Consider the following 26,722-nt stretch of genomic DNA (forward strand, 5'->3'; position numbering starts at 1 on the left):
TTTTTTTGTGAAAAAAAATCGATGGATCTGAATACCAACTTTTTCCACCTAGTCTCCAGTTAATTTCACCCTACATAACTTCATAGAATCGAGTTTCATGGTTCTCTATCATTTTAATTATATGAACATCTATTTAAAATTCTCTCGTATCATTTTTCAATCGCATCGGCGAGAAATTCGACGAGGTGGCGGGCCTGGCGACCTGTACCGTGGTCAATCTGCTGGCGACATGAGACCCCATTGGCAATGACATAAGTATCCTCGTTGCTTTCCTTTATCGCCGGGAAAAGTTTCATCCCCCCGATGGCGAGGGAAATGTCGTAGTGCTCTTTTTGATAGCCGAACGCTCCCGCCATCCCGCAGCAGCCCGAGGGTATTTCCTCGACCTCAAGGCCTGGAATGAGTTTCAGCACCTCGAGCGAAGGGCCTGAGCCCACAAGAGATTTTTGGTGGCAATGGCCGTGAAATAGGGCCCGGCCCGGCAACTTCCGTAGAGGAAGGTCGAGTTTTCCCTTTTCTTTTAAGTGAACAAGAAACTCCTCAAGGAGAAAAACTGAATCAGCAAGGTGGCGGGATTCTTCGCCCACCATGAGATCAGGGTATTCATCTCGTAGCGTGAGCAGACAACTCGGCTCCACCCCTACGATATAAGTCCCCTCGCGAAGTGCGCTAGAGAGGCGGGTTAGATTTTCTCCGGCCAGTTCCCTGGCCTCGCGAAGAAGTCCGTTCGATATCAGGGGGCGCCCGCAACAGCCCATTTCCGCGAGGTGCACCTCAAAACCCGCTGCCTCAAGCACGCAGATAGCCGCTTTTCCTACCTCGGGATGGTGATAGTTCGTGAAGGTGTCATTCATGAAGAGCACTTTGCCCTGACCCGATTTTGAGCCCTTCGGGCGCGAGCGGAACCAATCCTCAAACGTTTCATTCACCAGAGGAGAGAGTTTGCGCCGCCGGTCCACCCCTAAAAAACGCTCCATAAGCGAGCGGATAAAAATGCTCTTGTAGCTCATATTCACCAGGGCGGCGAATGGTTTACTGAGGCGGTTGATTTGCGCGATACGACCGAATAAGCGAGCACGGGCTGGGGTACCGTGACTGTCCCAGTGAGCCTGCATCACCTCAGCCTTTATCTTGGCCATGTCCACGCTTGAGGGACACTCGGCCTTGCAGCCCTTGCAGGCAAGACACAAATCCATCACCTCATATAGGCGTTTTGATGATAAGTCCTCGCCCTCGATGCCGCCCGATATGACCTCCCTCAATGCGTTGGCCCGACCCCGGGTGGAATGCTCCTCCTCGTTGGTGACCTGGAAGGAAGGGCACATTGTCCCGTCCCGTTTTCGGCAGGCCCCCACGCCATTGCACATCTCAATCGCCCGAGCGAAGCCGCCGTCGCTAGAGAAATCCATGATAGTGGGAATGGGCACCGTCTTGTAGGTGGGGCTGATCCTGAAGTTGTCCGTGAATGGATCACCGTCAACTATTTTGCCCGGGTTCATCAACCCCTCAGGGTCGAAGACGCGCTTCACTTCGCGGAAGGCGTTGTTGAGCTTGGGCCCGAAGAACTTGGGTATCAAATGGCTTCTAGCGAGACCGTCACCATGCTCTCCGCTCATGGCGCCGCCGAATTCGAGAACGAGGTCGGCTGTCTGTTCTTGTATAGAAATCATTTTCTCAATCTCGGATTCCATTTTGAGATTGATGCCGGGCCGAATGTGCATGAGTCCGACGCTTGAGTGACCGCAATAGGAACCCTCGGTACCGTGTTCGCGTATAATTTTGTCGAGCCTGTGGTAGTAGTCGAGAAGTTTTTCGGGTGCCACGGCACAATCTTCAATAAATGCACAAGGCTTCTTGTCACCCTTCACTCCGAGCAGTAAGCCGAGCCCGGCTTTTCTGACATTTGAGATGGCTGCTTGCCCGGCGGAGTTGAGCAATGGAATGTGGGAGTAACCAATGTTGTATCTTTCAAGTTCACTCACCAGATCCCCTACTTTGCCGCGCACTTCCTCGGCGTCATCGCCAAAGAAAATCACCTGAAGAGTGGCGGCAGGATCTCCTTGGACAAACGCGGTCATCCAGCGACGCGCCTCGATATTCTGCTGGGCGAGCTCCAAAAGAATGCGATCCATGAATTCAAGCGCAGCAGGTCTGTGGGCCAATATTTGGGCGCTCGCGGCCAGCGCCCGCTCAATTGAGTCGAAATGAATGGCCAGCGAGCCACGCGCCTTCGGACGATGGCAGATGCGAACCTTGGCCTCTGTGATGGTGGCGAGGGTGCCTTCTGAGCCAACGAGAAACTTCGCGAGGTTGAAAGGCTCATCCTTGATCAGTTCATCGAGGTTGTAGCCCGCCACCCGGCGCATGATTTTAGGATAACGATCATCAATTACCTGGCGGTTCTCATTCGAGAGGCGGCGGAGGGTTCGGTGGATATCGCCGACTCGACTTTTTTCCTCGAGCTTGGCTTTCAGCGCCGCACCTTCAAGCGGGCCGAAGGTGAAGGGTTCCCCACCCGCCAGAAAGCCCGATATCTCGTGAACATGATCGACGGTTTTCCCATAGACAAGGGATTCCGAGCCCGAGGAATTGTTTCCCATCATTCCGCCGAGTGTGGCCCGGCTGCTGGTGGAGGTATTCGGGCCAAAAACAAAACCATACGGCTTGAGGTAATCGTTGAAGTGATCTTGAACAAGGCCAGGCTGGACTCGAGCCCATTCGTTGTCTAAGTCATGCTCGACAACACGGTTCATGTACTTTGAAAAATCGATAACGACGGCCTTGCCGACAGTCTGGCCGGCGATGCTGGTTCCGCCACCGCGGGAAAGAACAGCCGCCCGATGGGCCGCCGATATTTCGAGGGTACGCCGAACATCTTCATTTGAGCGGGGGATGACTACGCCCACCGGTTCAATACGATACATGCTGGCGTCGGTGCTATAAAGCTTTTTGTAGTAAGGATCGAAGCGAACCTCACCCTCAACGGTCTCTTTTAGATCGCTTTCGAGTTTTTCCCAGCTCACCATGCATTTACACCACGTTTAAACACCACGCCTAATTAGAAAGTCCCATACAGATTGTGGAGTTATCAGGATTATCACAATACCCACCGGAGATAATACCATTAGGTACGAATTGCCAGTACGGGAAAATTAAGAATTTTACGAAGCGATGACACTGCATGTTACTGTTCCGTGTTCCCATAACTATTTCATTCGGATTCGCCGTGCACAAGTTGAGAACTCATACCCTGACTAGAGTCCCTCCTACACCGGCGGCCAAATACGCTTTGCAACCGTCGGCGATCCCGGTGCGTGATCGAGGGTACCGACCACCTTGATAGACCATTCCCTCTCGGCCCCCTGAAGCAATTTAATACCTGGAAAATGCTCCAGCACTTCTTCAGATATAAGTTCGTAGAAAATACTGTGTTTGGCCCATCCCGATGAGGAGATAAGTTTACGCACTCCAATACAGCCATGCATTCGTTCAAGAGAAGGCAACCGCAATTGGGCATACCAAGTCCCCATCTCCAATTCATCCTCAGCAGATTCAAGGTTAAAGCTCCCTATCTGGATTACCGGCCCCGGCACGCTCCCTGGAGTTCTTTGGGCGCTTTCGGGACCGTCCAACCGGAGCTCCTCGGCGAAGATACAAGTTCGCTCCCCGATTCGGCGTCCAAGCATCTCGCGTGTCTCGGTGCTCTGGTTTTCGACTATATGGGCCAAGCTCGGGTTCATGAAGGTATAGGTTGATTCTCCGCCGAACATAGCCACGAATTCGGTTCCCGATGGGATGGATGTATCGTCCGCGTACTTCACGTGCGGATTTATTTCCTGAGATTTCCCCCTCCCCAACAACTCGTAGTGTGCGCCCCAGAGAAAGCCGGGGCGGGAAGACATCTCGGGGATGTATTTCTCGTGGAACCAGGCGAGATATTCCGCTTCGCCCTCTATCGGAAGGTCATACCATGTCACCCAAAGGCCCATGTCCATATGTCTCATCTCCTTTTTAAATTTCGTTTCCTTGCATTGAGAGGTCTAGGCCGAATTCTATATTTGATTTAATAGACGGCAAATAATCCTTGAATACCTGAATTAAAACCTGTGCGATATCCATGCTGGGAATTTTGCCACGCTTGTGCCCCATAGAGCGAACCTCTTAAGTTGGTCTTGTTGCACAATTCCAGTTGCTAGCGGACCAGGGCCCTCTTGCCTCACGCACTACCGGACCCGGATGGATTTAGGTATCCCAATTCCCGTCATTCGATTCAGCGCAGCACATTTCACCATTACTTCCGCTTATTGACTATCAGGCCCTCGAGTGGCGAGGCGTCCACCAAATACCGCCTTGAATCGTGAGAAGGTATTCTTCGCCAGACTCTGCCGGATGTAACTGTTTAATACTCGCCATTCGTAGTGCCCCTTCCATGGGCAGCTTCGTGGCATGCCCTGGTATCGTAGGCACCCCGTCAGCGGAAACTTGACGCACCCGGCCGGGGATCTGATCGAGCAAAGGCGGCAACATCAGACAGTCGTGGAAACTATTTTTCGTAACTTCCATAGCCACAATTTCCTTTGTTCTCTCGTCAACGCCCAGATACAGTTTACGCCAAGCTCATCGACGACTGGAGGTTGAGAAGAAACACGGACTTCAGCACCAGAGCGCACTGAATCGCGGTGTCCAAGTAAACCTTTGGTGTGCCCGGTCCAATGCGTTACTCCGTGTTTCGCCGCCCCGCGATGGCGTCTTCATCGAACCAGAATATCAGTCGACCTCTCGCGATGAGAGCCCGATTGTAATCGAGCCAATTTCGGACACGATACCGAAATACATAGTCATTTTTTGTCATGGACCTAACGTACCGGCACAGCAATAATTTTGGAATTCTGCAGCAGTTCTCCCCAAACCCACCTTGTTTTTGGCGGCAGAGAATACGGCGCTTTTGGGTCGGTTTGGGGGCTGAAAGTTTCTCTGGATAAGACTTTATTTTCGCCAGAATCCCCCGAATACGCCCACAGCCCGAGACCTTTTAAGGTTCCCGGGCTGCGGAGAATACTTAGTGAGACTCTTTGGTGGAGGCGGCGAAAATTGAACCTTACTTCCAAATCGCCTCTAAACCCTTGCGGGAGGTGGCTTTTCCTCAATTCACAAAATGTTACAGAAATATGTTCATCCCATCTGGTCCCGTTTGCTCCCATATCGTCCCACCGCTACGTACTGGCTTACGGCACTATAGCTGCACTTCAGTTTCATGGATTTTCCTCGGCCTCTTCTCTGCCCCTGATTTTTCTCCAAGCGAGCAAATCCATATCATCACACCCACAATGACCTGTACCGCCTCCACGGACACGTTTTGAGTTCCTTGGGGTGGTGGATTAGTAATTCTCCACGCCAATGGCAATGAATGTTCCCAACAAGAACGAACTTCTCGATGAATATTATTTATTCTCACTCAAAAACTCGAAGTCGATTTCATGTATTGTTGCGGAATTCAAAAAATCGTTCAGTTCCTGTTTGATCAAAGCCCATTTAGCATGATGGGGGCAGACGCTTGCATTGCCACACACACCTAAGCCGACCACACAATTAGAAAATGACTCCCTCCCTTCGATGGCGAGCAATATGCGCGCGAGCGTTATTTGCTCCTGCGGCACCGCAAGAAGAAACCCACCCCCAGGGCCTTTCTTTGAGTCGAGAATCCGTCCCTTCACCAACATCTGAAGAATCTTCGCTGCCGTGGGTTCAGAAATTCCCGTATCTTTTGAAATATTTTGTACCGTGCAGATTTTTCCCTTTTCCAAGTGCACCATATACACAAGCACAAACATGGCGTGCCGAACTGGAGCAGAGAACAAGCCCATAGCTGGCCTCACTCTTTTTCAGCGGGAGATAGTTTCGATTCTGCCTTAAATACTTACGATACTAACTAGAGTCGTTCCGCACCCATCCAAAACTGATAATGGATAAAATGCCCGCCAGGATGCCCCAGAATAGAACTCCGGCGTCACGCGAAGTCTCGGAAAAGAACATATAACTGACAATCACCATCACAATCGAAAAGCCTATTACGTAGCGCATGGCCATCTCCTAGCTGCGCGGGTAGGGAGGCTTTAGAGAATTATTACTCCCCTGTTAGTTTCGCCAGCGAAGAATTCTCCCGTTCCAAATAAAATTCAGAGTGGCAACGACCTCGCCCCTCCGGGACAAGTTTCAGCGTTGACTAAGTATTATCGAGACACGGACTCTCCATACATCAAGTTCGAATATCTTCTCCATTACTCGATTCTAATTTTGTACCAAGTCGTGACGGACTTTTGCCCGTTTCGGTCTCCCCGGCTGCCGTCCCATACAGCAAACGCGATGGGATGAATCGTTCCCGGACGGAGCTTTACGTCTTTTTTCTCACCGTTTTGGATAGACCGGGTAAACACAACACGCCATTTGCCCTTCCACCACCGCTCCGTGCTTTTAAGGTGTTGCCCTCCAGGCGCCTGAGGCCGAAGCGTTCCGAAACCAGCAGCATTGAGTTCCATCGCGGGCAGAGCGAGGAAGGGGCTTGAGTTGGGATTCTTGGCCGCCCACGCTGAAATAAACGGCTTTTTCGTGGCGCGCGCCGAGACGATTTTTGCGTGGCCCATCTTCCTTCGCGGGTAGACACGACCCGCGAACGGATAGTCGTCCACTGCCATGCCCGGATACTTCGCCTCGACGCCGGTCGTTTTCCGGCCCATCGCGGCATTCCAGTACCAGATATTAACCAAGTTATCGGCTGAACCCATGATGAAAAGCGGTGGGTCTTGTTCACGCAATGAAAATTGAATGGCGGAGCCATCCGCGAAAGAATTCGTTGAAACGATTCGCCTGTCTGGCGTCGAATCGTCCCATTCAAGACGAATGGATATTTTCTTTTCGCTGTGAAGCGCCCGAACATCAACTTCCACCGGCGGGCGTCCGTCGTTATGAATCTGCATCATCGGTATCACGGTGGCGGCAACCGACTGCCACCGCTCGTCATTCGTCCGCGTGGGAACCTCACCAGACACTCTTCGTGCCGGAATCATACCTGTTCCGGGCTGCCAGAAATCGCGGCCCTTTGAGAATTGCCGCACATAATGGGCGATGGCAATCAAGTCCGTTTCATTCTCCATTGTTTCGGCGTGTGAGGGCATCGGAGTTCCCTCGATACCCGTTTGAATTCTAGTAATAATGGAGCGTGCATCGCCCCCGCCCTTGAACACGCCGCGCGTGTAATCGTTTGGTGGAATAGGCCTTTTTTTGTAGTCCCTGAGCGTAGGTGCGCTTTCTCCTTTTCCATCTCCTTTATCGCCATGGCATTTATTACATCCATATTTCAGATAGGCCTTTTTGCCTTTTGAAACCCACACACTCGTTGAAGGCGGTATTTTGGCCGGGATATTGGGGAATTCTTCCGCTTCTTCCTCAAAATCAGACAATGAAAGCACATACTCCGCCAGCGCCTTCAAGTCCCTATCGGGAAGAGAGATAAAACTCGGCATGGTCGAACCGGGAAGACCGAGTCTCAGTGTGTGAACGATGTCCGAGCGCCTCGGCGGGTCACCCTGGAAGGTACTCCGAAACTTATATACCTTGCTGGTGAAATCCCGGGGCTTTGGATAAATCAGATAGGCGGCCTCGCCGTCGCCCTTGCCCGAGATGCCGTGGCAGGCAGCGCACTCCCGGTCAAAAATTACCTTACCGTCCGCAGCCAATTTCAAATTTAATTTAAACTTCGCGGCCCCGGCAGTTGCCGCAGGTCCAAAGGTCATTGCAAGCAAGGCCGCCGCTGCAACAATACGTTTAAAGATCATGGTCATGCCCCTCTCAATTAATATCGGAATCGGCGTTGCCGTCAGTTTGCCAGTCAGAATGGTCCCAATCGTCTGAAGCCATGGGAAGCAATTCCCCACGCGAAACATCGGGCACAAATTCCGGTTCCGCCTCAACTAGTTTATTTTCGGCCTCGATGAATTTATCAAGCAGCCGAGCGGCATCTCCGTAAACCCCGCCTTTGCTCTGGCGAACCAATCGCTTTACGAAAATGGGGGCCCACTTGCCAATATGGTCTTCAAAAAAAGCGGTGTGGGCCTGTCGGCAAATTTCCGCTTCTTCGGCCTTTCCTGCCTCAAGCGCATGGGCCTCCTTGAAGGTCACCAGGTAGAGGAACTCAAGCTGAATCGAAATGTGATCGAGCCGCTCCATGCCATCCCGCGGGGCAACGCCAAAAGCGTTGTAGAATCCCCCCAAGTCGGCGAGAACGTTCGACTGTCGAAACAGGTGTATATTTCCGTACTCGGTCTCATACGGTGGACAATGTTTGGAAATCGTGTGACCGAACACTTCTTGATACTCGTCCTCCAGATCCTCGAGGCTAAAGCGCTTGCTCGCGAGGTGACTTTTTTCTAATTTACTAAGAAAGCGATATTCTTTTTGCTCGGCAAGTTGCGTGCAAGCGCATGCAAATGATTTACGCTCCTCATCGCCCGCGATTTCGGTCCACGACTCAGCGTCCGGGTATCGAAAACAAGCCGAGAGATAGGAATAAACGCGGCTCCTTGCAAGGGCGAGCATCGCTTCTTTGGGAATCGTGGCGTTCATCGATGCTCCTCCCTATATGCTGTTGGCCCGCTCGGCGGGGCGTCTTTGAAGGCCTTCCTCGACAGTCATACTCACAAGCTCATTGCCCTTGGCGTCGTATCCGATAACCGTGTCGTTGAAGAGCGCCCAAGGCTTACCATTTATCTTTGTCTCATAGACTTTTGGACCATCCTTAATCTCATAGCGTGCGATGATGGCCTGCTGGGCGCGGAAGAGCTGCATGACAGCCAGAAGCTCTCGCGATGGCGCCGTATAGCGCTCGATAGCTTGATCCACGCCGGGACCAAACATCTGATGCAGATATGCCCGCGGCACCCAGCGCGGAGGAATGTAGTAGCCGTTCGGCTCGGTTCCAAACTGGGGATACAGCGGGAGCGCCACTTTTTCCTTTTTCACGAGAAAGTGAATGGGATTCTGTGGATCATTCGCCCAATCGCCCGTCTTTTTGTCTATCTCGACAAGACCCTGCATACGAATTTTTCCGACGCAGGCTGTCATGCAGCGCGTCTCCCACGGTGTTCCGTTCGCGAGAGTCTCTTTGCCCTCTATGCGCGGATAGCAGCCAATGCATTTCTCGCTCGTGCGCGTTTCCGTGCGGAACATTGATTTCTTGTAGGGGCAGGCCTCGACGCATTTCCGGTAGCCACGGCACCGCTCCTGGTCGATGAGCACAATGCCGTCCTCTGGCCGCTTGTAGATGGCCTTGCGCGGGCATGCCGCCAGGCAGGCCGGATAGGTGCAGTGGTTGCAGATGCGCTGGAGATAGAAAAACCAGTTTTTGTGTTCTGGCAAACTCACGCCTGATTTATCGTAGGTGCCCCGCACACCCTTGGTACCTTTGGGAGTGTCCTCGCCGATGTTGGGAAAACGCCATTCCTCATCACTCGGAAGATAGCCCATAACCCGCTGCGGGCCCTCGGGCCCGACCCGGCGAGAGGCCGCCTCGAAGATGGTCATTCCATCATAGGAGCCATAGGGGCGGCGAGCCCCGTTCTTTGTGGCGTCCCACTCCTGTTTGCCGGGATTCGCTTCCTCGAGCATTTCAAGGGCTTTTACATCCCAGTTCTGGGGATAGCCGCCGTAGGGTTTCGATTCGACATTGTTCCACCACATGTACTCCTGACCCTTGGAGAAAGTCCAGGTGGACTTACAAGCCATCGAGCAGGTTTGGCAGCCGATGCAGCGGTTGATGTTAAATACAAAAGCAAACTGATGGTCGGGATGTTTCTCCTCGTAGGGATACGCCATCTTCCGCCCGAGCTGCCAGTTATATACCTGAGACATCATTCATCCTCCTTAAAAATTTACCGGGATCCAGTTGGCCCGGGCTTTTACGATGGCTTCCTTCACGGCGTCCTCGCCCTGAGAGAGGAAAACGCCGTGGGGTACCGAATAGAACGGATTGCTGAACATGGCCAAAATCTCTTCGTCCGACTCGCCCATTCGCATGAACTCCTCGGCCAGACAGCGGGCCATCTCGGATTCCATCTCGCTATCCTCGGGCATGGGCATGGAGATGAGCTCCATTGGATCTTCGTGTTCAAATTCATCCTTTGGCATTTCTTTATCCCCTCTTCACTTTGACGGTGCCCTGGAGGTAGCGCTGCATGAACTTGTTTTCGTTGCCGACCGAAAAACCGGTCGTGGCGGGCGCCCAGACGCCTCGCCCTCCCAAGCCGCCGTCTTCGGCCTTGGTGAGCTTAACCAAGGTCTCCTTTGGGACGGTGTTAATAGCGTGATTGTCGGCCTCGCCGCCGAACATGAAGCTCATGAAAACCTTCTTTTTATGGAAAAGGCTGTCGAGCTGATGCATGGGCATGAGCCACCCGCGCGTTATCGATTGGTGGGAGCCATATCGATAGCTCGCCTGGTAGCCCGTGTCAGCGGATACGGCACGGCCGTCTTTTCTTGTCTCGTGGCCTTTGACGCTCTTTTCTGTGGCGCCCCAGGCGCCGTGCTTAATCATCACCACGTCGTAGGGGTAGGCCGGGTTGAATTTCAACCGCAGCATCAAACGCGACACCTTGTAGAACGGATCATTCGGCTTCCAGCCAATGTAGGGCCGATCCGCCGGGTTGGCGTCCACGTAGACATAATCGCCTTCGTTGAAGCCCTGGTCCTTGGCGGCCTCAGGATTCATCTGTACCTGGTTCTCGCCAACCCCGGGCTGGCGGCGGTCCATGCGATAGGGGTCGCCGAAGCTGGTCGACCAGATGAAGTTCCAGTCGGTCACCTGCCACGATGAGTGGGTTGTATGACGACTCTTCGGGGTGAGGCAGAAGAACCGGTAACCAGCCTCCCACAACGGGTTCTTCGTATCTTTGGCTTCCTTCCAGGGAAGCTTGATGTTGCGGACCTGACGCTCGTCCCAGCCCATATGACTTTGCGGAATGCCGTAGTCCTCGGGCCGGATGTAGGGGCTAGAGCTGATGATGACGTTTGGCAGATAGGGCGTTCCCTCGGGGCCCTCGCGCTGGACGATGAGGTTCTCCCCGTACTCGATGACCTCGGGCTCATCGTTATAGGCCTGAAGCCTTCCGGTCGGAGAATAGAAGGGAACTGAATCTTCAATCTGCTCAAGGAAGGGAATACGCGGATATGAGCGGAAGAGCATCAGAGCGGTGCCGGATTCTCCGTATTTGCCCGCCATGATGTCGTCGTATTTGTATCCCCGCGTCGGAGTTGAGGAATCCAGCAGACGCTGGATATAAACCTCGGCTTTTTTGTCCAGGGCAAATTTCCAATAATCCTCAAATCGTTTGTCTTTGAGAAGCTCACCCATTTTTTTGGCCATCTCGGCCATGATGAGAACATCGTCCTTGGTATCGTAGATGGGCTTCACGCCCCCCTTCCAAATTTGAAGGAAGGGATTCGAGCACGATGCTGTAATCTCAGGCTGCTCGAACTCCATCCAGGTGTTCGCCGGAAGGAGAATGTCCGAGTATTCAGCCGTGGAAGTTAATTCGATCTCTGAGCAAATGATCATCTCAATTTTGGGGTTCACGTTTTTGATCATCTCGTAGAGCCATTTGGCGTTGTTGAAGATGTTCACGTTCGAAAACCAAAGAGACTTCGTTGGAGAGGGCATATGGGTTTTGCCGGTGAAGACCTTGCGCCCGAATTTCGGAGTATCCACGACAAGCGGCTTATCGCCATAGTTCCAGTAGGCGGGCTCTTCATCCTTAATGGTGCCCCGCACCTTGATATCTTTTCCGTCCACCGTCGGGTCAAGGTTGGGATTGAAGGGGTCCTCCGCAATCCAGCCCTTAAACCCGGGTCCGGTCCATTTTGAACCCTGGAACAGAGCTGCCTTATAGTTTCCTGCCCACGTATGGCAGCCCGCACCCGGCCGGCCAATGTTCCCCGTCAGCGACATGGGAAGATATTGAGCCCGGTTGGTCATGGTCGCGTGGAACCAATGGTTGACGCCTTCGCCTACGTGCAGGGCGGCAGGCTTGATCGTAGACACATCCTTGGCAAACTGCTCAATGAGCTCTTTGGGGGATTGGGTAATTTCATGGACGGTGTCGAGATCGTAGTCCTTGAGATGGTGAGATTTATACATTTCGAAAACCGGCATCACCTCGATTTCCTGGCCGCTTACCAGTTTGACGGTAAACTTCCCTTCGAGAGCCGGGTCGAGATTCTTTTCACCCAGGTGGCGGCCTACGTCATCGCGGGAGATGGGAACGGCCTGATTCTTGCCTTTATCCCAAACCATGAAGTCGCCCACGGCCTTCCGCATTTTCGGAGTGAGGCCATGGATTTGGAATGAGGGTCCACCTGAAATATCAAAATTCTCGTAGCCGGGAATAATATCCTCTGGCCGCAACCGGCGCAGGTTATCCGTGCGGACGAGAAGCGGGAAATCAGTGAATTCTTTGACGAATTTCGCGTCATACCAACCCCGGTCGATGAGAATTTTCGTCACACCAAGGAGAAGGGCTGTATCAGTCTGCGGACGGATGGGAATCCAATAATCCGCCTTGGTGGCCGGCGGGCTGTATTCGGGTGCAACAACGATTATCTTCGCTCCCCGCTCCATTGACTCCATGAAAAAGTGTGAGTCGGGTCGCTTATTCTCGACAAGGTTTTTTCCCATGTGGATATGAAGCTTCGAGTTTCTCAGGTCGTTGAAATCGCAATCCGATGCCTGAAGACCGTGAACGAAAGGGTGCCCCGGCGCCTGGTCGCCATGCCAGGTATAGTTCGACCAAGCGCGCCCGCCACGAGCTTTCTTTGGGCTTACGCCACGGACATGGGTGTCGAGTAGAGACATCGTGTTGGCAAACCGGTACATTCCGTACTTACCGATAACACCAAGAAGCCCCATGCCGCCCCGGAATTTCATGGTGCGCGTGCCAGCCCCGTTCCAGTGGGTCAGCGTCGCGGGATCGTAGCCTTGGTCGAGAAGACGTTTTTTACCCTGCTCTCCGCTGTAGGTTTTCGCAATTTTGATGAATCCTTTTGATGCATATGTATAAGCATCGTCCCATTTCATGCGGACAAACGTATCTGTGCCTCTTGAGTCGAACTTATATTTCTTTTTGTTCTCATCGTTGAGTTCCGGGAAACCGTCGTCGGCCCACTTTTTCCACCCGCGACGAACCATCGGGTAGCGAAGACGATAGGGCCCGTACATGCGCCGCTGGAAGGTAAATCCGTTGGGGCATCCCCGGGGGTTCCAATGATGAGAAGCTTTGACGCCATAGAGGTCGGTGATGCGGTGCTTGTCGTAGTTCTGCTCTGTTCGCAGAACTACGCCGTTGCGGGTGAAAGCCTTGAGGCGGCATTCATGGGTGCAGTTCGGCGAGCAAACCCAGGTAAAGGAGCCATCCACCTTGTACTGGTCGCGATAAACCTTCTCCCATCCGCGATTCGGGTAGTTCGTAAGCGGGTTTCCCATCTCCCCGTTGGGACTCAAGGCCGATAGTGCGAGGCCCTTACCGCTCCAGGCGATAAGCCCGGTACCACTGGCGGCGAGAAACTGGCGTCTGGATAATTTCATATTAAATATCCTCCATGCTAGAGCCAGAAAACGAATTAGAAGTGCGAGCGATTATTTGATTTGGAGTTCCGGATGAATTTGTTGAAAACGCCGCCGTGAACAAATAACGGTTGGCGCATTGTGAGCAGATACCCTGCTTGGGCTCCCAGTCAGGATATTCTTCATTAATGACTTGAGAGAGTTCATCTCCCGTTTCGGCCCATTCGTGTGTCGGAAACTGGCAAAGCGGGCACGAAGAACCGGGCCCATACGTGCGATGGAGTTCAACCTCATCGGAAATATCAGCGGCAATGTTTAAAATGGCGCATAACGAGACAGCACCCGTGACCATCTGACGAAGTTCCCCGCTAGAAAGCCGGTATCCGCCCCACAAGATTTCAATAACCCGATCAGCCGCCTCGGTACCCAGGTTTGAAAAGAGGGATTTGAATTCACCGGCCCGCTGCTCCTTTAGACCTTGAGGAAGATGCCACTTGCTCTCGAGCCTTCCATCTACAGAGAGATCCCACAGCGTGCGGTACCGATCACGGAAAAGGGATTCCTCGGAAGGAGAAACTTCAGAGAGGGGGCGTGTGGTGTCGTATCCAAAGGCAGGGTCTAGAATGTCGAGAATATGGGTCAGTTCATGCCGAAGTAGATACCGGCACCGTTCTACGTCCAGTAGCGAATCGCTTCGGATTTGAATTCCAAGTTGCATCCCGTCTTCACTAAGTTGAGCGCCCTCTTCATCGCGCCGCATTACTCGGGTCAAAATACATACGGATGGAAGACGGGCTTCTTTGTCTACCTCCTCAAATATTTCACTTACCCGCTCCGGATATCCAAGAGTCCAGATAAATTTTCGGTACAAGGACGAAAAAGCCGCCCCACGTTTGCGGAGCGGTGCATTTTCGTAGATATCATCCGCCTTATCTCGGAAAGACTTAACCATACTCAAGTCTCCCGTCTGAACTCTCTGGCGAAATTCTTGTTCAACCACCTCTTCTGAAAGTGCATCGTCAAAAATAAAGTTCATTGAAACACCTCACTCTGAGGGGTAAGAGCACCACCCAAAAACACGAAAAAATTAGGTGCTATGGTTTGGTAGCAAAATTAAAATATTACAAGAGATTATGATGTTATTATCCTAATATTGCCTTGATCCTCCACTTGTGCAACTTTATTTTTTTATCAATAGTTAATATTACGAAATATACGGCTACAACATGTTGATAATAAGTGAGTTAAACTATTACTTTTTTGGATGGGGGGGCAAAAAGATGCTTTTAACCGACAGGAAGAAAAGAAATACCTGTCCATGGCGAATTCCTAAGCAAACTACGTAGGACCGGAGTAAGAGGATATGGACAATCCTCTGCCTTGCAACATACACCCGCACCGACCTCATACGACCCTCTCAGACGCGTTTTTAGATCCCAGGAGCGACTTTCTCATTCGCTCTGATCCCTGGAGTCAGTCGAAGAAAGATCGGATCGCAGGGGATCGGTTTTTCTTGGGGGTTCCGAATTTTTCTTGTGTTTGTACGAGGCGAGCTTACATCTATATAGATGCACCATTTCGCCCGTCATATCCGGGGGGGGCATCCTGAGGCTTTTGTTCCTGAGTACAAGGGATCCGTTAGTTACCTCGTAGAGTCGCATCGACTTGTACCAGCGGGGGATCCGTTTTTTTTACCGAGGCTTTAGCGGCCACGCTGGATACCCATAGATTTGAAATAATTTTTACCCCCGAAAGCAGCGTTTGATTGCCAATAATAAAAGACCAAGTTGGATGGGGAAGAAGATGCGTATGTTAAAACGATAATCCGCGTCCGAATGGCGAGGCGGGGAATACTTCATCAGGACGCTGAAAAGTAACGTCTTGCAATATAAAACCGAGGGGTCATGTAAAAAGGCCCGTGTGGAGAGCTTGCAGGAGGGCAGGGATTAGGCGAACGGGCTGGCACGTGCTCCGTCACACCTTTGCATCGCACTTGGTGATGAGGGGAGCACCTCTAAACGCCGTGCAGGAACTCCTGGGGCACGCGGACATCCAGATGACGATGCGCTATGCGCACCTAAGCCCTGACGCTAGGCGAGACGCAGTCAAACTTCTCGATGGTCACGGCACTATAGTGGCACTTCCCCCAAGAGTGGGGGAAGTCGAACCGCAAGTAGTTGAAAAATAAAGAATTAATGGTGGAGGCGGCGGGAATCGAACCCGCGTCCGAAAGGCTTCAAACTTGAGCGTCTACGCGTGTGTCCGGCGGTTTAAGTTTCGCCCGGGCTCGCGCCCACCGGCGAGGCTCTTCTCCGGGCTAGTCCGATTAAATTTCGCCCACGCCCCCTACGGACCGAAGAGTTCGAGGGCTAGTCCGCTTAATGGCATCTCGACCCCCTCCTGCGAACAAGGAGAGGCGAGACGCTCGCTAGCGTTTAAGCAGCGAGAGCCAGCTCAGTGTCGGCTGGTGTGTTTTGCCACATTGTTAACGGGGCCAAGTGGCGTCCCCGACGCGCAACTCAGTCGTCAGTCCCTCCCGTCGAAACCAGATCGCCCCCAAAAGATGTGCACACCCTCCGGCGAAGCGATCCGGGCCGCCAAGGGGGTGTTAAAATTCATATGCGGATACAGCGATATTCAGTTTCAAATCTTATCGCTGATGTCGTTTAATCTCTATCCCTATTTCGGAGTACGAGTTCGCGCTGTACCTCGCGATTAACGGTGCGCTCTTTTAGCTCCTGACGCCGGTCGCCGTGTTTTTTTCCGCGCCCGAGGCCAAGTTCGAGCTTCGCCCGTCCTCTTTTAAAATACATTTTCATTGGCACGATGGTTAGGCCGCGTTCTTGCGTCTTGCCAAACAGGCGATTTATCTCATACCGATGCATAAGGAGTTTTCGCCGCCGGGTGGGCTCATGATTATTGATATTTCCGTTGGCATAGGGGCTGATGTGACAGCCGACCAGCCAAACCTCCCCACCGATAACATCGCCATAACTCTCCTTGAGATTCGCCCGCCCCTCGCGGAGGGCTTTCACCTCGGTTCCCGTCAGGGCGATTCCGGCCTCAAAGGTCTCCTCGATTAAATAATCGGCCCGCGCGCGGCGGTTATCGGCAATTATCTTGATCCCGTCCGCCATGAGAGCCACCCCTTCGCCTCGAAATTTGATATCTGCTCGACAAGAACCATTATCGGTCCGAAACGCAAATATCTAAAATCAGCCCGCATCCCAGAAACAAACGAGGGAGACCGGCGGACCGGCTCCCTCGTCTCTGTCGAAAAGGAATATAGGGCATCTTCCCAAAAATCGCCACCCTTGAATATTCACCTGGCAGCCTTACTTCCAGGACGACTAATGCCTCCTGTCCCCCTTTTTTCGGAGACTTTTCTTCCGGGGAGATTTGGTTTTCCGCTTGGGACCGCTTCCGGCGCGGATAGTGCTGCCACGGGCATCAGCAACACGCTGGGGCCGTTTTCGACCAGCGGTGCGAGCGCTCCGGCGAGCGCTGGTTGCCCCCTCTGGGACTCCGTGCCCGCCTCCCGCCAGAAGCTGAAACGTCACCTCGCGGCGAGCCAGATCCGAGGCCACAACGCGCACCGTCACCGGATCGCCCAGGCGAAGACGCCTGCCCGTTCGCTCACCGAGGACGGAGTGCTCCTCTGGTAAATGGATATAATAATCGTCGGTCATCGATTCAAGCGGAATCATTCCCTCGACAAAATTCTCATCAAGCTCCACAAACACCCCAAAACCTGTCACTCCCGAAACATGGCCCGTGCAACGCTGGTCAATATAGTCCCGCATGAAAAGCGCTTTTAGAAAACTCTTCATCTCGCGTTCGGCCAATTCGGCCTGCCGCCCGCGCTCGGAGATTTCAGCGCAAATCGAGGCAAGATTTTTATGGTTAGGCTTGCGACGATCACCTCGCATAAGCCGCTTGAGCCGCCTGTGCACAAGCAAATCTGCATAGCGCCGAATCGGCGAGGTGAAGTGGGTATAAGGCTCAAAGCCAAGCCCGAAGTGAATCCCTGGGTCGGGTTCATAACAGGCGAGCCTCATGCTCCGGAGCACCAGCATGTTCACATATCGCTCGATGTCCTTGCCCGCCGCCGCGTCGATGACGGCCTGGAGTCCAGTGCCTTTCATCAACTCCTCAGACGAGAGATCGGGCAGACCCAGACGGGCAAGCGTTCTTCTCAAGAGCTCTATCGACTCCTCATCCGGCGGGGCGTGGACCCTGTAAACGGCGGCGCCTTCGGCATCCTCAAGCATTTTCGCCACGGCACGGTTCGCCGCCAACATGCATTCTTCAACCAGGCGGTGCGCCTCGTTTCGGGGCGAGCGCTCAATCGCGGTGGGATGTCCCTTCTCGTTCAAGTGAACAATGGGCTCGGGCAGATCAAAATCGAGGCTTCCCTCAGTCATGCGGCGAGCTCGAAGCTGGCCAGCGAGGGCCGCAAGCTCTGCCAACGGGCCGCGAAATGACAGCGCCTTTTCATATTCTTCTCGCTCGAGAATCTCTTCTCCTTCAAGCACGGCGCCCGCACCGGCATAGGTAAGCTGGGCGCTTGAGCGAATACGCGCCACCGTTAGCCGAAAGTCCACCTGGCGACCCTTGTCGTCGAAGTCCAGAAAAGCCGACAACACCCTTCGCACCTCTCCCTCCCTTAGGGAGCACACATCACCCGAAAGACATGGGGGTAGCATCGGAATCGCCCGATCAGGGAAGTAGACGCTGTTGCCGCGCAGGGCAGCCTCTTTATCGGTCTCATGGCCCGCTCGAACGTAGTGACTCACATCCGCAATATGAACACCGAGCCGACGACCACCGTCCGCCAGAGCTTCGATGGAAAGCGCATCATCATGATCGCGTGCGGTTCTTGGGTCGATGGTAAATGTTTCAAGTTCGCGTAGATCGGCGACTCCCCTCGGGAAGGGCTCGTCCTCGCCCGGCGGTTTTAGTCCCTCGGCTTCCTTTATCGCAGCAGGTTGAAAATCCTCGCGGATACCCCACTTGGCGATGATCATTTCTTGCTCGACAGCCGGATCGTCCGGGTAGCCAAAAGCCCGGGTGATCACCCCCCGCGCATCCTCCCGAACACCGGGATAGGTTTCGATCTCGACCTCCACCCACTCGCCATTTCGCGCGCCACCACGCTTGGAAGCTGCTACCTGAATGATGTCGCCGATTCGCTTGTCCTGCGGCTCAACCCATGCCCGTCTTCTGTCGGTGACGAGGCGGCCAACGAGGGTTTTGTGCGCATGCTCGATGACATCTACAACGCTGCCGTCGCGGCGGCCATCCGGGTGGGTATGCTCCACACGGGCCGCGACGCGATCACCATCCATCGCGCCTCTCGTGCGCAGCCGCTTGATGAAAACATCAGCCCCAGGCTTTCCGGCCCCCGGCTCATCATCGGCAATGACGAAACCGTAGCCCTCCCTATGACCGCGAAAGACGCCTACCAAGATCGAAAGGCTACTTGGTAGGGCAAATTTCGCATGAACTCGAATAAGGACACCATCGCCCGAAAGCGCTCGCACCCGTTTTCGAAAGGCCGGACGATCATCGGCGGGCACCTCAAGGGATCTGATCATATCGCGAAGCGCCATGGCACGATTCTCGCGGCCCAAAAGGTCGAGAATTTCCTTGTCCGTGATATTCGATGCGGGTTTACGGGTCACAATCAAACAACCATACGGCGGGCAGGAAAAAGAGATGGGGTCATGCCATTACTTCACTCGTGTGCACCTGCCAGGATTCAACGAGCCGGTCGTACTCAAGCTGGACGCAGGTGAGCCATCCACCATAGGCGGCTCCCGTGTCGATTCCCAATTTAAACGGAAGTTCGTCCATCACCCCAGGCATGGGAGTGTGGCCAAAGACTATAGGCTTTCCAAAATCCTCGTCCGAATGAATGAATTCATCTCGAATCCAGATCAGATCCTTATCCACCTGCGCATCGAGCGGAACACCGGGCTGCACCCCTGCGTGAACAAAAAGAAAACCGCCGGACTCATGGCGATAGCCAAGGGACTCGAAAAAATCCATATGAAGCGGCGGCACCTTGGGCGGGCCCACACGCGGGTCGATGCCGTAGCTATGGAGGGTTTCTATCCCCCCATTCATCGTAAAAATTCCCTTTGGATATTTTTTTTCATCCTTGATGTAGTCGAGAAACATGTCTTCATGATTCCCGCGAAGGCATGTCGTGTTCGGATAGTTGAGCTTGAATTCTAGAACGGCATCCACCACCCCGCGCGAATCGGGCCCCCGGTCGATGTAGTCACCGATGAAGACGATCTCATCGTCTTTCTCAAGAGGCACTTTTTCGATCAGCATGTCCAGCATCCCGCGCTGGCCGTGTATGTCGCCGATGGCGTAAAGGTTCGACATGGATTATTTCACTCTTTAATTCAATGTTCATATGAATATAACAACCGCCAGACATCACCGGTTGAATCCGCGGCAATTCTAGGGGGTCACTCAACGGTTGTAAACGAGAGCGACTCAGTGCACCTCGCCCCAGTTGTCTCCTGAGCTCGACTCGACGGCAAGGGGCACTTTGAGCTGGACGGCGCCCTCCATCTCCTCGGCAACAAGTTTTTCAACCGCTTTCATCTCCTTTGGCGGCACCTCGAACAGAAGCTCATCGTGCACCTGCACAAGCATTCGGGTTTTTTTCTTTTCATCTCGAAGACGCCCCGAGATCGCGATCATCGCACGCTTGATGATATCGGCGGCGCTTCCCTGTATGACCGAATTACCCGCCGTTCGCTCGGCGGCGTTTTGTAGGTTTCTGTTTCGGCTATTCAAATCGGGCAGATAGCGCCGACGATCAAACAGCGTGGTGACATAGCCGCGCGCTCGGCCCTCGGCGATGACCTGCTGAACGAAGGCAGGCACATTAGCGAAACGCTCGAAGTAAGTATCGATGAACGATTTGGCCTCGCCCTGCGGTATACCGAGCGTACGAGAAAGCCCAAATGCACCCTGCCCGTAAACGATTCCGAAATTAACGGCCTTCGCGACGCGACGCATTTCGTCGTCCACATCTTTCACCTCGACTCCGTATACAGCAGAAGCCGTGGTCGCGTGGATGTCCTCGCCTTTCTCGAAAGCGGCGACGAGGCTAGGGTCTTCGGTAAAGTGGGCGAGCACGCGAAGCTCTATCTGGCTGTAGTCGGCAGAAAGGAGCTTCCAACCCTTTTCGGGCAAAAACGCGCGGCGAATTTCACGACCGAGCTCGGTGCGTATCGGTATATTCTGGAGATTTGGGTCCGAGCTGCTCAACCGGCCCGTCGCGGCGACTGTCTGGTTGAATTTCGCGTGAATGCGACCGGTCTTTTTATTCACGAGATTAGGCAGCGTATCGATATAGGTGCTCTTGAGTTTTGAGAGCTGACGGTAATTCAGAATCTCTTCAGGCAGCGGATGGCTTCCGGCTAGGCGCTCCATCGTGTCGATGTCGGTGGATGGGCCCGTTTTGGTTTTTTTGAGCACCGGCAGGTTCAGCTTCTCGAACAGAATTACACGAAGCTGCTTGGGCGAGTTGATATTAAACTCCTCTCCCGCCATTTCATGGATATGAGCCCGAATCAATTCAAGCCGTGCTTCGATCTCCTTGCCCATTCCTTGGAGAAATTTACCGTCAAGGCGAATACCATCGTCCTCCATCCCGAACAACACGCGAAGCAACGGTATTTCAAGGTTATCAAACAAATCTTGAAGCCCGTGATCTCTCAGTTCAGGGATCATTTTTTCGGAGAGCCTGAAAGTAAAATCCGCGTCCTGACAGGCATAGACGGTGGCATCATCTACAGGTACCGAGGAGAACAGTATCTGCTTTGCCCCTTTTCCGCATAGATCAGAGAACTTGATCGTCACCAGTTCCAGGTATTCTAGCGCCAAGTTATCCAGACCGTGGCTCATACGTCCCGAATGGATCAAGTAAGAGGCAACCATGGTGTCGAAAATATTCCCACCAATCGACATCCCCGCTCCCGAGAGAACTGTCATGTCGTATTTTATGTTCTGCGCAATTTTGACGCATTTATCTCCCTCGATAAGAGGGCGCACCGCCTCTAAAACACCATCGAGCGGCAACTGCTCTCCAGAATCGAGGGTGTCGTGCCCCACGGGAACATAAAACGCCCGGCCTGCCTTGGCCGAAAAACTTAGGCCCACGATTTTCGCCGCCCTCGCATCGAGCGAGGTGGTCTCAAGGTCGAAGGCAAAGCGACCCGTTTTCGTCAGCTCACGAATCATTTTACCAAGTTCTTTTTCGGTCCTGACGGTGTGGTAGTCGCGAGCATTGGCTTCCTCCATCGGCGTCGCGCCAGAGGGAGCAGAAACTTCTCCGCTATCACCCCCCACATAACCCGGAAGCTGGTCTACAATGCCCTTGATCTCAAGTTCCTCGACAAAAAGTTTTTCCGCCGCAGGAATGTCGGCATCCCCCAAGCGATAGCTTTCGATATCTTCATTCACTTCAAAATCGCATTTAAGGGTAGCCAACTCGAAAGAGAGGCGGGCGAGATCGGCGTTGTCTTCGATGGATTGGCGCTGCTTAGGCCGTTTGATCTTATCCCCTGCGGTGAGCACTTCCTCGAGCCCGCCGAACTCCTTGATTAGAGCGACGGCAGTTTTCTCGCCGATGCCCGGCACACCAGGAATATTGTCCGAAGAATCTCCCATGAGTGCCTGTATTTCTACAAATTTTTCAGGGGGCACCCCCCAGCGTGCCTCGACCTCGGCAGGGCCGATATCCTCGTCCTTCATGGGATCCCATATACGCACTTTCTCGCCTACAAGCTGAGAAAAATCTTTGTCGGCTGTCACGAGTACAACTTCGAAGCCCTTAGCAACTGACCGAGTCGCGAGCGAGCCAATCAAATCGTCCGCCTCGGCCCCCGCCTGGGAGAGAATCGGGATGCGCATAACCTCCACGACGCGCTTCATATAGGGTATCTGGGCAATCATGTCCTCGGGCGGTGCATCTCGGTTGGACTTGTAGGCATCGTACATCTGGTGGCGGAAGGTAGGCTCTGGCCGATCGAAGGCAACGGCGGCGTATTCGGGCGCTTTGTTGCGAAGAACACCGAGCATCATTCGGGAGAAGGCCATGATTCCCCCGGTTGGCAACTTTCGAGAGTTTGAGAGCCGCTGGCGCATCATGGCGTAGTAGGCTCTGAACATATAGCCGGTACCGTCTATGAGATATATCTGTTTCGCTTTCTTGGCCACAGGACTCCAATCTGTCTCGGGACGATTCGAGGAAAGTTCAGGTCTCAAATTCGCACGACTTCACCGAGACCGCAAGATATCCTTGCCTCCCCCCGAGTCATTGGAAAATTCAACCTGCAAATCCTTGATTTTGCTTGTGCTAATAGGGTAAATTCTATCCAGTGCAGTATTTTACATATGACCGGTATGCATCTTAAGGTGTTTGGAAGATTGGCTGGCCTCAGGAGGGCCCGAGGCATTTTCCGTTACAGAAAGGAACCCGGCATTGAACCAGCCTTCCCCGGAATCCTGGGACGAATTACTCGCGCTTCTTAATGAGCAAATTGAAGAGCGAGAGGTGGCCCGGGCAGACATCGAAAAGAGCATTCAAATTCTCAAGGATGCCGAGCGGGAGTTGCGCCAAAAACACTTTTCTCCCCCACGCCAAGACGACGAGCAACAAGATCATCTCCCCTATCGTATTTCAACATCACCCCTTGGCGGAGATATGCCGGAGGGACCTGAAGCGCACAAGGCCCTTGAGCCGATCAACGAACTAGATGAAATATCGCTTCTAAGAAAAAACGACGCCCCTGCGCCGCCTACCGAAAGCGCCATGGATATCGACGAGAAGCCACGGCTTCTCAGTAATCCGCCAACGCCTCCTACCTCGCCTGATGCAGGAGACACTCTACCGGGCAAAGTGGATGAGGCGCTTCAGGATGAGCAAATTTTTCTTTTGGGCGGCAAGCGTATTCCAGGAAGAGCGCCACTCGATTTCCAAAAACAAGCTGCCAAGGACAACCCCAAACCTGAGTTCCTAAAGGCAACTGAGGGCGATTTAGATTTAGATGTTCCTCAACCCGTTTTCACCAAACCCCACTCTAATGGCGAGCACACCAACGGCGGGCACAGCAATGGCGGATCAAAACCATCCGCACCGAATCCCGTGTTGAAGAAACCGACCGTGCCGCTTCTCAGCAAAGAGCTTCCCGCCGCGCTGGACCAGCTGATGCACTTCATCAGAGGCGGCGGCGCTATACGATGTCAGGACCCCTGGGGGCAGAACTGCGCCGCCTTCCTCCTGACTTCGAACAATACGTCAGTGGCCGCAACGGATGTTTTTCTGAATTATCTTCGAAAATCGATACAGCAGATGAAAAGCCTTCACGACGAAAGCTCAATGATGGGAACGGCAACCAGTCGAAACACAGAAAGATATACGGAGCTCGAAACCCGTAAACACTTCCTTGCCACTCTTGTGAAAGAAATGTTGAAGCAAAGCTTATCTTCTCTTGTTGAGGTGTCAGGCCTAAGAATCACTGGCCAGGAAACACCACCCGACAAATTCGACTTTGAAAATTCGACAAAAGACTTTTTGCATCCTGGGTTTTTAAACGCGCTGGTAGGGCTTTTGGGGAATTCAACCGACATGTTTTTTCTCGCGGGAGGGCCCTATTTCGAGATCGCCGACTTCCTGGGCCAATACAAAACCTTTTCACGCGAGACGGGAGAAGAGGCACTAGCCGCAGCCATGCTCGTACAGCTTGGCCAAAGAGCGACAAAAGAACCGGCTCTGGCCCCCGAGCCGCCAGCACCACCCGTGCCCGCTCTTGGGTCTCCGGTACCGCCCTCAGTTCAGCCACCCACGCCTAAGCCGAGTATCCCTACCCCGCCCGAGGAGAGCGAGGCGGTCGAATTAATGCTCGAGGATGAAGTCCTCGAACTCGACGACCCCGAGGAGCCGGAAAAACCTGTCATCGAACTACCCGACCCCGATATCGACACCCAGTCGTTTATGGAAGAATCCGACAACCTTCAGGACCTCAATACTTTTGACTTCGACCCCTCTGACAAAAAATCCATCATGGCGCAAAAAGAAGATGCGCTCTCTATGTCGAAATTCAAGGTAGGCAAAGAGAAGAAAATCAAGCCCCCCGCCAGCACATCTCTCGATGAGGAATCGCTCTCAAGCTCATCCGCCGGATCCGCACCTGAAACCTCTTTCAGCATCGGCGATATTTCGCCCGCCAATGGCCCAGAAGTGCCTCTTGAGCAAGAGTTCAAACTCAACCCTGAAACCGAGGGCAACGACACCGAATCGTTCAGCCTGGACGATCTCGAAAATCTGCTGGACAAGGAAAACTAGCCTGGCTAATTCTATTTTTAACTAACATTTCTTTTTGAAATTTGTATTGAATCTAGACTATTCCAAAACCGATTCGCCCCATAAGCGCGCTTGACTCGCTGATACGGCAAAATTTCGAAAACGTGGGCAAAACATTATTTTTTTGTGGGGGCTGGCTGCTCGGAAACAGACGGAGCAGGGGCTTTTGTCGGCACAGGAAATTGCCGGAGAGAGAACCCTAAGTAGGTAACGTATAAAAATACCCCGACCAGCAGATAGCGAAGAACTTGAAACAAAATCCGCATCTGCAGGCTAGGCTTTTTTTTACCTATGACTTCAAAATTATACTGCTCCACCACAAAACCTCCCAGTACATTCGAAACCGGGAAATACTTCGAATCAGACCAATCGGGGCCCATAGGAGACAAAACAGCATCTGCTTTTCATATTATTACGAATGATCGGAAATAAAACCAGCGGAAAATACATCCACTGGTGAGCACAGGCACTCATTTTGGCCTCTCCTATTGCCGCCACCCTTTCCTAGAGGTAAGCCACATCTGGAAATGACAATACTATTATCGCAGTTTATTGGCAGGCGAAATAGCAAAAGCCCCAACCGCGCCCAACCGCGCCCAACCGCGCCCAACCGCGCCCAACCGCGCCCAACCGCGCCCAACCGCGCACACCATGAATTGACACTTCCGGCTATGCGGTGCTAACTATCGCCTAGACAAAAAAAACCACCAGGGGGCTCACATGCACATAGATGTTCATTGCCATATTTTTCCCGATGATTACGTTGATCTTATGGAGAAAGAGGGACCCAAGTACGGAGTTACGGTTCACACCGACGATGAAGGTGAGAAGCACTGCACCCTGAAAGGCGTTCGCCAACCCCCCCTCACCCCTTTCACAAATACCGACGTGCGCCTTGGGACGATGAAAGAAATGGGGCTCGACATGAATATCCTCTCTTTTTCCTCGCGTCCCGGTGTCTATTGGGCAGACCCACAACTCGCCGAGGAGCTTTCCCAGACCGCTAACGATGGATATGCACAGATCATCAAAGCCATGCCCGAGAAATTCTCCGGCATGGCCACCCTGCCCGCGCAGGATGCCGAGAGATCCGTCAAAGAACTCGAACGCGCAGTAACCAAGCTGGGCCTCAAAGGCGGCTTCATGGGCACGAACGTCAACGGCCGATACATGGACGATGAAAGCTTCTACCCCATCTACGAGGCTGCAGCCGCCCTCAAAGTCCCCATCATCGTCCACCCGGCCAACCCAGCGGCGATGAACGAAATGCGTGACTATCATCTATTTAACTTTATCGGGTTCACCACCGAGAGCGCCAACTCGATCGCCCGGCTGATTTTCTCTGGGGTTTTCGACCGCTTCCCAGATCTCGAGTTCATCTTTCTCCACGGCGGGGGCACAGCACCCTACCTGATTGGTCGCTTTATGCACGGCTGGGAAGTTCGCCCCGAGTGCCAGGACATCAAACGCTCGCCCATAGAATATATGCGCGAGCACTTTTATTTCGACTCCCTGGTATTCCATCCGCCCATTGTAAGATTTTTGGTAGACCTGATGGGAAGCGAACGCATCATGCTAGGAACAGACCTGCCCTACGACATGACGGACACGCAGATTGTGCAAACGCTTGAGTCCGCCGGTCTCAGCGAGGAAGAGTATGCGAACATCACGCACCTCAATGCGCAAAAGCTCTTCAAACTCTAAGGCACTGCCCGCCAATATGT

The 26,722-nt window shown here is 53.2% G+C and carries 19 protein-coding genes and 1 other RNA gene; 3 read left to right on the forward strand and 17 right to left on the reverse strand.

What is annotated here, in order from left to right; genetic code table 11:
- Positions 1 to 149: 149 nt before the first annotated feature.
- The 11 genes from HOJ95_13960 to HOJ95_14010 all read right to left on the reverse strand — a co-directional run bounded on the left by HOJ95_13960 (position 150) and on the right by HOJ95_14010 (position 14,642).
- Entirely contained in the window at positions 150 to 3,026 is a 2,877-nt protein-coding gene (locus HOJ95_13960; GenBank protein ID MBT6395804.1) for an anaerobic glycerol-3-phosphate dehydrogenase subunit C, read from the reverse strand.
- A gap of 240 nt (positions 3,027 to 3,266) precedes the next feature.
- Entirely contained in the window at positions 3,267 to 3,995 is a 729-nt protein-coding gene (locus tag HOJ95_13965; protein MBT6395805.1) for a hypothetical protein, read from the reverse strand.
- Between the two features lie 316 nt (positions 3,996 to 4,311).
- Positions 4,312 to 4,563, reverse strand: a complete 252-nt coding sequence (locus tag HOJ95_13970) for a hypothetical protein (GenBank protein MBT6395806.1) — start codon at positions 4,561 to 4,563, stop codon at positions 4,312 to 4,314.
- Positions 4,564 to 5,441: 878 nt separating this feature from the next.
- Positions 5,442 to 5,864 carry an Rrf2 family transcriptional regulator gene (locus tag HOJ95_13975; GenBank protein ID MBT6395807.1) on the reverse strand — a complete coding sequence of 141 codons (423 nt, stop codon included), beginning with the start codon at positions 5,862 to 5,864 and terminating at the stop codon, positions 5,442 to 5,444.
- Between the two features lie 61 nt (positions 5,865 to 5,925).
- The gene (locus HOJ95_13980; GenBank protein ID MBT6395808.1) at positions 5,926 to 6,081 is read right to left on the reverse strand and encodes a hypothetical protein; all 156 of its coding nucleotides are present in this window, start codon (positions 6,079 to 6,081) and stop codon (positions 5,926 to 5,928) included.
- Positions 6,082 to 6,278: 197 nt separating this feature from the next.
- A complete protein-coding gene (locus tag HOJ95_13985; GenBank protein MBT6395809.1) occupies positions 6,279 to 7,832 on the reverse strand; it encodes a c-type cytochrome in 1,554 nt (517 codons plus the stop codon).
- A gap of 13 nt (positions 7,833 to 7,845) precedes the next feature.
- The gene (locus HOJ95_13990; GenBank protein MBT6395810.1) at positions 7,846 to 8,619 is read right to left on the reverse strand and encodes a hypothetical protein; all 774 of its coding nucleotides are present in this window, start codon (positions 8,617 to 8,619) and stop codon (positions 7,846 to 7,848) included.
- 12 nt (positions 8,620 to 8,631) lie between these two features.
- Positions 8,632 to 9,903, reverse strand: a complete 1,272-nt coding sequence (locus HOJ95_13995; protein MBT6395811.1) for a 4Fe-4S dicluster domain-containing protein — start codon at positions 9,901 to 9,903, stop codon at positions 8,632 to 8,634.
- Positions 9,904 to 9,915: 12 nt separating this feature from the next.
- Positions 9,916 to 10,179 (reverse strand): hypothetical protein, encoded by a 264-nt coding sequence (locus tag HOJ95_14000; protein ID MBT6395812.1) that lies wholly within the window; start codon positions 10,177 to 10,179, stop codon positions 9,916 to 9,918.
- A gap of 4 nt (positions 10,180 to 10,183) precedes the next feature.
- Positions 10,184 to 13,627 carry a molybdopterin-dependent oxidoreductase gene (locus HOJ95_14005; protein MBT6395813.1) on the reverse strand — a complete coding sequence of 1,148 codons (3,444 nt, stop codon included), beginning with the start codon at positions 13,625 to 13,627 and terminating at the stop codon, positions 10,184 to 10,186.
- A gap of 1 nt (position 13,628) precedes the next feature.
- Positions 13,629 to 14,642 (reverse strand): hypothetical protein, encoded by a 1,014-nt coding sequence (locus HOJ95_14010; GenBank protein MBT6395814.1) that lies wholly within the window; start codon positions 14,640 to 14,642, stop codon positions 13,629 to 13,631.
- An 852-nt stretch (positions 14,643 to 15,494) separates the two neighbouring features.
- On the opposite strand from HOJ95_14010, the gene HOJ95_14015 reads away from it, so the two are divergent.
- Complete coding sequence (locus tag HOJ95_14015; GenBank protein ID MBT6395815.1) at positions 15,495 to 15,794, forward strand: tyrosine-type recombinase/integrase; 300 nt, start codon at positions 15,495 to 15,497, stop codon at positions 15,792 to 15,794.
- 8 nt (positions 15,795 to 15,802) lie between these two features.
- On the opposite strand, the gene ssrA is transcribed toward HOJ95_14015, so the two are convergent.
- From ssrA to polA, 5 genes are all read right to left on the reverse strand, one after another.
- Positions 15,803 to 16,164: a transfer-messenger RNA gene (gene ssrA / locus HOJ95_14020) on the reverse strand.
- Between the two features lie 108 nt (positions 16,165 to 16,272).
- A complete protein-coding gene (gene smpB, locus HOJ95_14025) occupies positions 16,273 to 16,743 on the reverse strand; it encodes an SsrA-binding protein SmpB (protein MBT6395816.1) in 471 nt (156 codons plus the stop codon).
- A gap of 213 nt (positions 16,744 to 16,956) precedes the next feature.
- On the reverse strand, positions 16,957 to 19,290 hold the full coding sequence (rnr, locus tag HOJ95_14030; protein MBT6395817.1) for a ribonuclease R: 2,334 nt from the start codon (positions 19,288 to 19,290) through the stop codon (positions 16,957 to 16,959).
- Between the two features lie 40 nt (positions 19,291 to 19,330).
- A complete protein-coding gene (locus HOJ95_14035; protein MBT6395818.1) occupies positions 19,331 to 20,002 on the reverse strand; it encodes a serine/threonine protein phosphatase in 672 nt (223 codons plus the stop codon).
- A 114-nt stretch (positions 20,003 to 20,116) separates the two neighbouring features.
- On the reverse strand, positions 20,117 to 22,900 hold the full coding sequence (gene polA, locus HOJ95_14040; GenBank protein MBT6395819.1) for a DNA polymerase I: 2,784 nt from the start codon (positions 22,898 to 22,900) through the stop codon (positions 20,117 to 20,119).
- A gap of 217 nt (positions 22,901 to 23,117) precedes the next feature.
- Between polA and HOJ95_14045 the strand changes: the two genes are divergently transcribed.
- A complete protein-coding gene (locus tag HOJ95_14045; protein MBT6395820.1) occupies positions 23,118 to 24,980 on the forward strand; it encodes a hypothetical protein in 1,863 nt (620 codons plus the stop codon).
- Between the two features lie 134 nt (positions 24,981 to 25,114).
- Here HOJ95_14045 and HOJ95_14050 read toward each other — a convergent pair whose 3' ends face one another.
- Entirely contained in the window at positions 25,115 to 25,315 is a 201-nt protein-coding gene (locus tag HOJ95_14050; GenBank protein ID MBT6395821.1) for a hypothetical protein, read from the reverse strand.
- 403 nt (positions 25,316 to 25,718) lie between these two features.
- Here HOJ95_14050 and HOJ95_14055 point away from each other — a divergent pair, with 403 nt between their 5' ends.
- Positions 25,719 to 26,702 carry an amidohydrolase gene (locus HOJ95_14055; protein MBT6395822.1) on the forward strand — a complete coding sequence of 328 codons (984 nt, stop codon included), beginning with the start codon at positions 25,719 to 25,721 and terminating at the stop codon, positions 26,700 to 26,702.
- Positions 26,703 to 26,722: the final 20 nt, after the last annotated feature.

This window comes from Nitrospinaceae bacterium (assembly GCA_018669005.1).
In the GTDB taxonomy this organism is placed as follows: domain Bacteria; phylum UBA8248; class UBA8248; order UBA8248; family UBA8248; genus UBA8248.

What these genes read in the sequence shown, in the direction of transcription:
- HOJ95_13960 (MBT6395804.1), bottom strand. Translation starts at nt 3,026, where the DNA reads ATGGTGAGCTGGGAAAAACTCGAAAGCGATCTAAAAGAGACCGTTGAG.
- HOJ95_13965 (MBT6395805.1), bottom strand. Translation starts at nt 3,995, where the DNA reads ATGGACATGGGCCTTTGGGTGACATGGTATGACCTTCCGATAGAGGGC.
- HOJ95_13970 (MBT6395806.1), bottom strand. Translation starts at nt 4,563, where the DNA reads ATGGAAGTTACGAAAAATAGTTTCCACGACTGTCTGATGTTGCCGCCT.
- HOJ95_13975 (MBT6395807.1), bottom strand. Translation starts at nt 5,864, where the DNA reads ATGGGCTTGTTCTCTGCTCCAGTTCGGCACGCCATGTTTGTGCTTGTG.
- HOJ95_13980 (MBT6395808.1), bottom strand. Translation starts at nt 6,081, where the DNA reads ATGCGCTACGTAATAGGCTTTTCGATTGTGATGGTGATTGTCAGTTAT.
- HOJ95_13985 (MBT6395809.1), bottom strand. Translation starts at nt 7,832, where the DNA reads ATGATCTTTAAACGTATTGTTGCAGCGGCGGCCTTGCTTGCAATGACC.
- HOJ95_13990 (MBT6395810.1), bottom strand. Translation starts at nt 8,619, where the DNA reads ATGAACGCCACGATTCCCAAAGAAGCGATGCTCGCCCTTGCAAGGAGC.
- HOJ95_13995 (MBT6395811.1), bottom strand. Translation starts at nt 9,903, where the DNA reads ATGTCTCAGGTATATAACTGGCAGCTCGGGCGGAAGATGGCGTATCCC.
- HOJ95_14000 (MBT6395812.1), bottom strand. Translation starts at nt 10,179, where the DNA reads ATGCCAAAGGATGAATTTGAACACGAAGATCCAATGGAGCTCATCTCC.
- HOJ95_14005 (MBT6395813.1), bottom strand. Translation starts at nt 13,627, where the DNA reads ATGAAATTATCCAGACGCCAGTTTCTCGCCGCCAGTGGTACCGGGCTT.
- HOJ95_14010 (MBT6395814.1), bottom strand. Translation starts at nt 14,642, where the DNA reads ATGAACTTTATTTTTGACGATGCACTTTCAGAAGAGGTGGTTGAACAA.
- smpB (MBT6395816.1), bottom strand. Translation starts at nt 16,743, where the DNA reads ATGGCGGACGGGATCAAGATAATTGCCGATAACCGCCGCGCGCGGGCC.
- HOJ95_14035 (MBT6395818.1), bottom strand. Translation starts at nt 20,002, where the DNA reads ATGTCGAACCTTTACGCCATCGGCGACATACACGGCCAGCGCGGGATG.
- HOJ95_14055 (MBT6395822.1), top strand. Translation starts at nt 25,719, where the DNA reads ATGCACATAGATGTTCATTGCCATATTTTTCCCGATGATTACGTTGAT.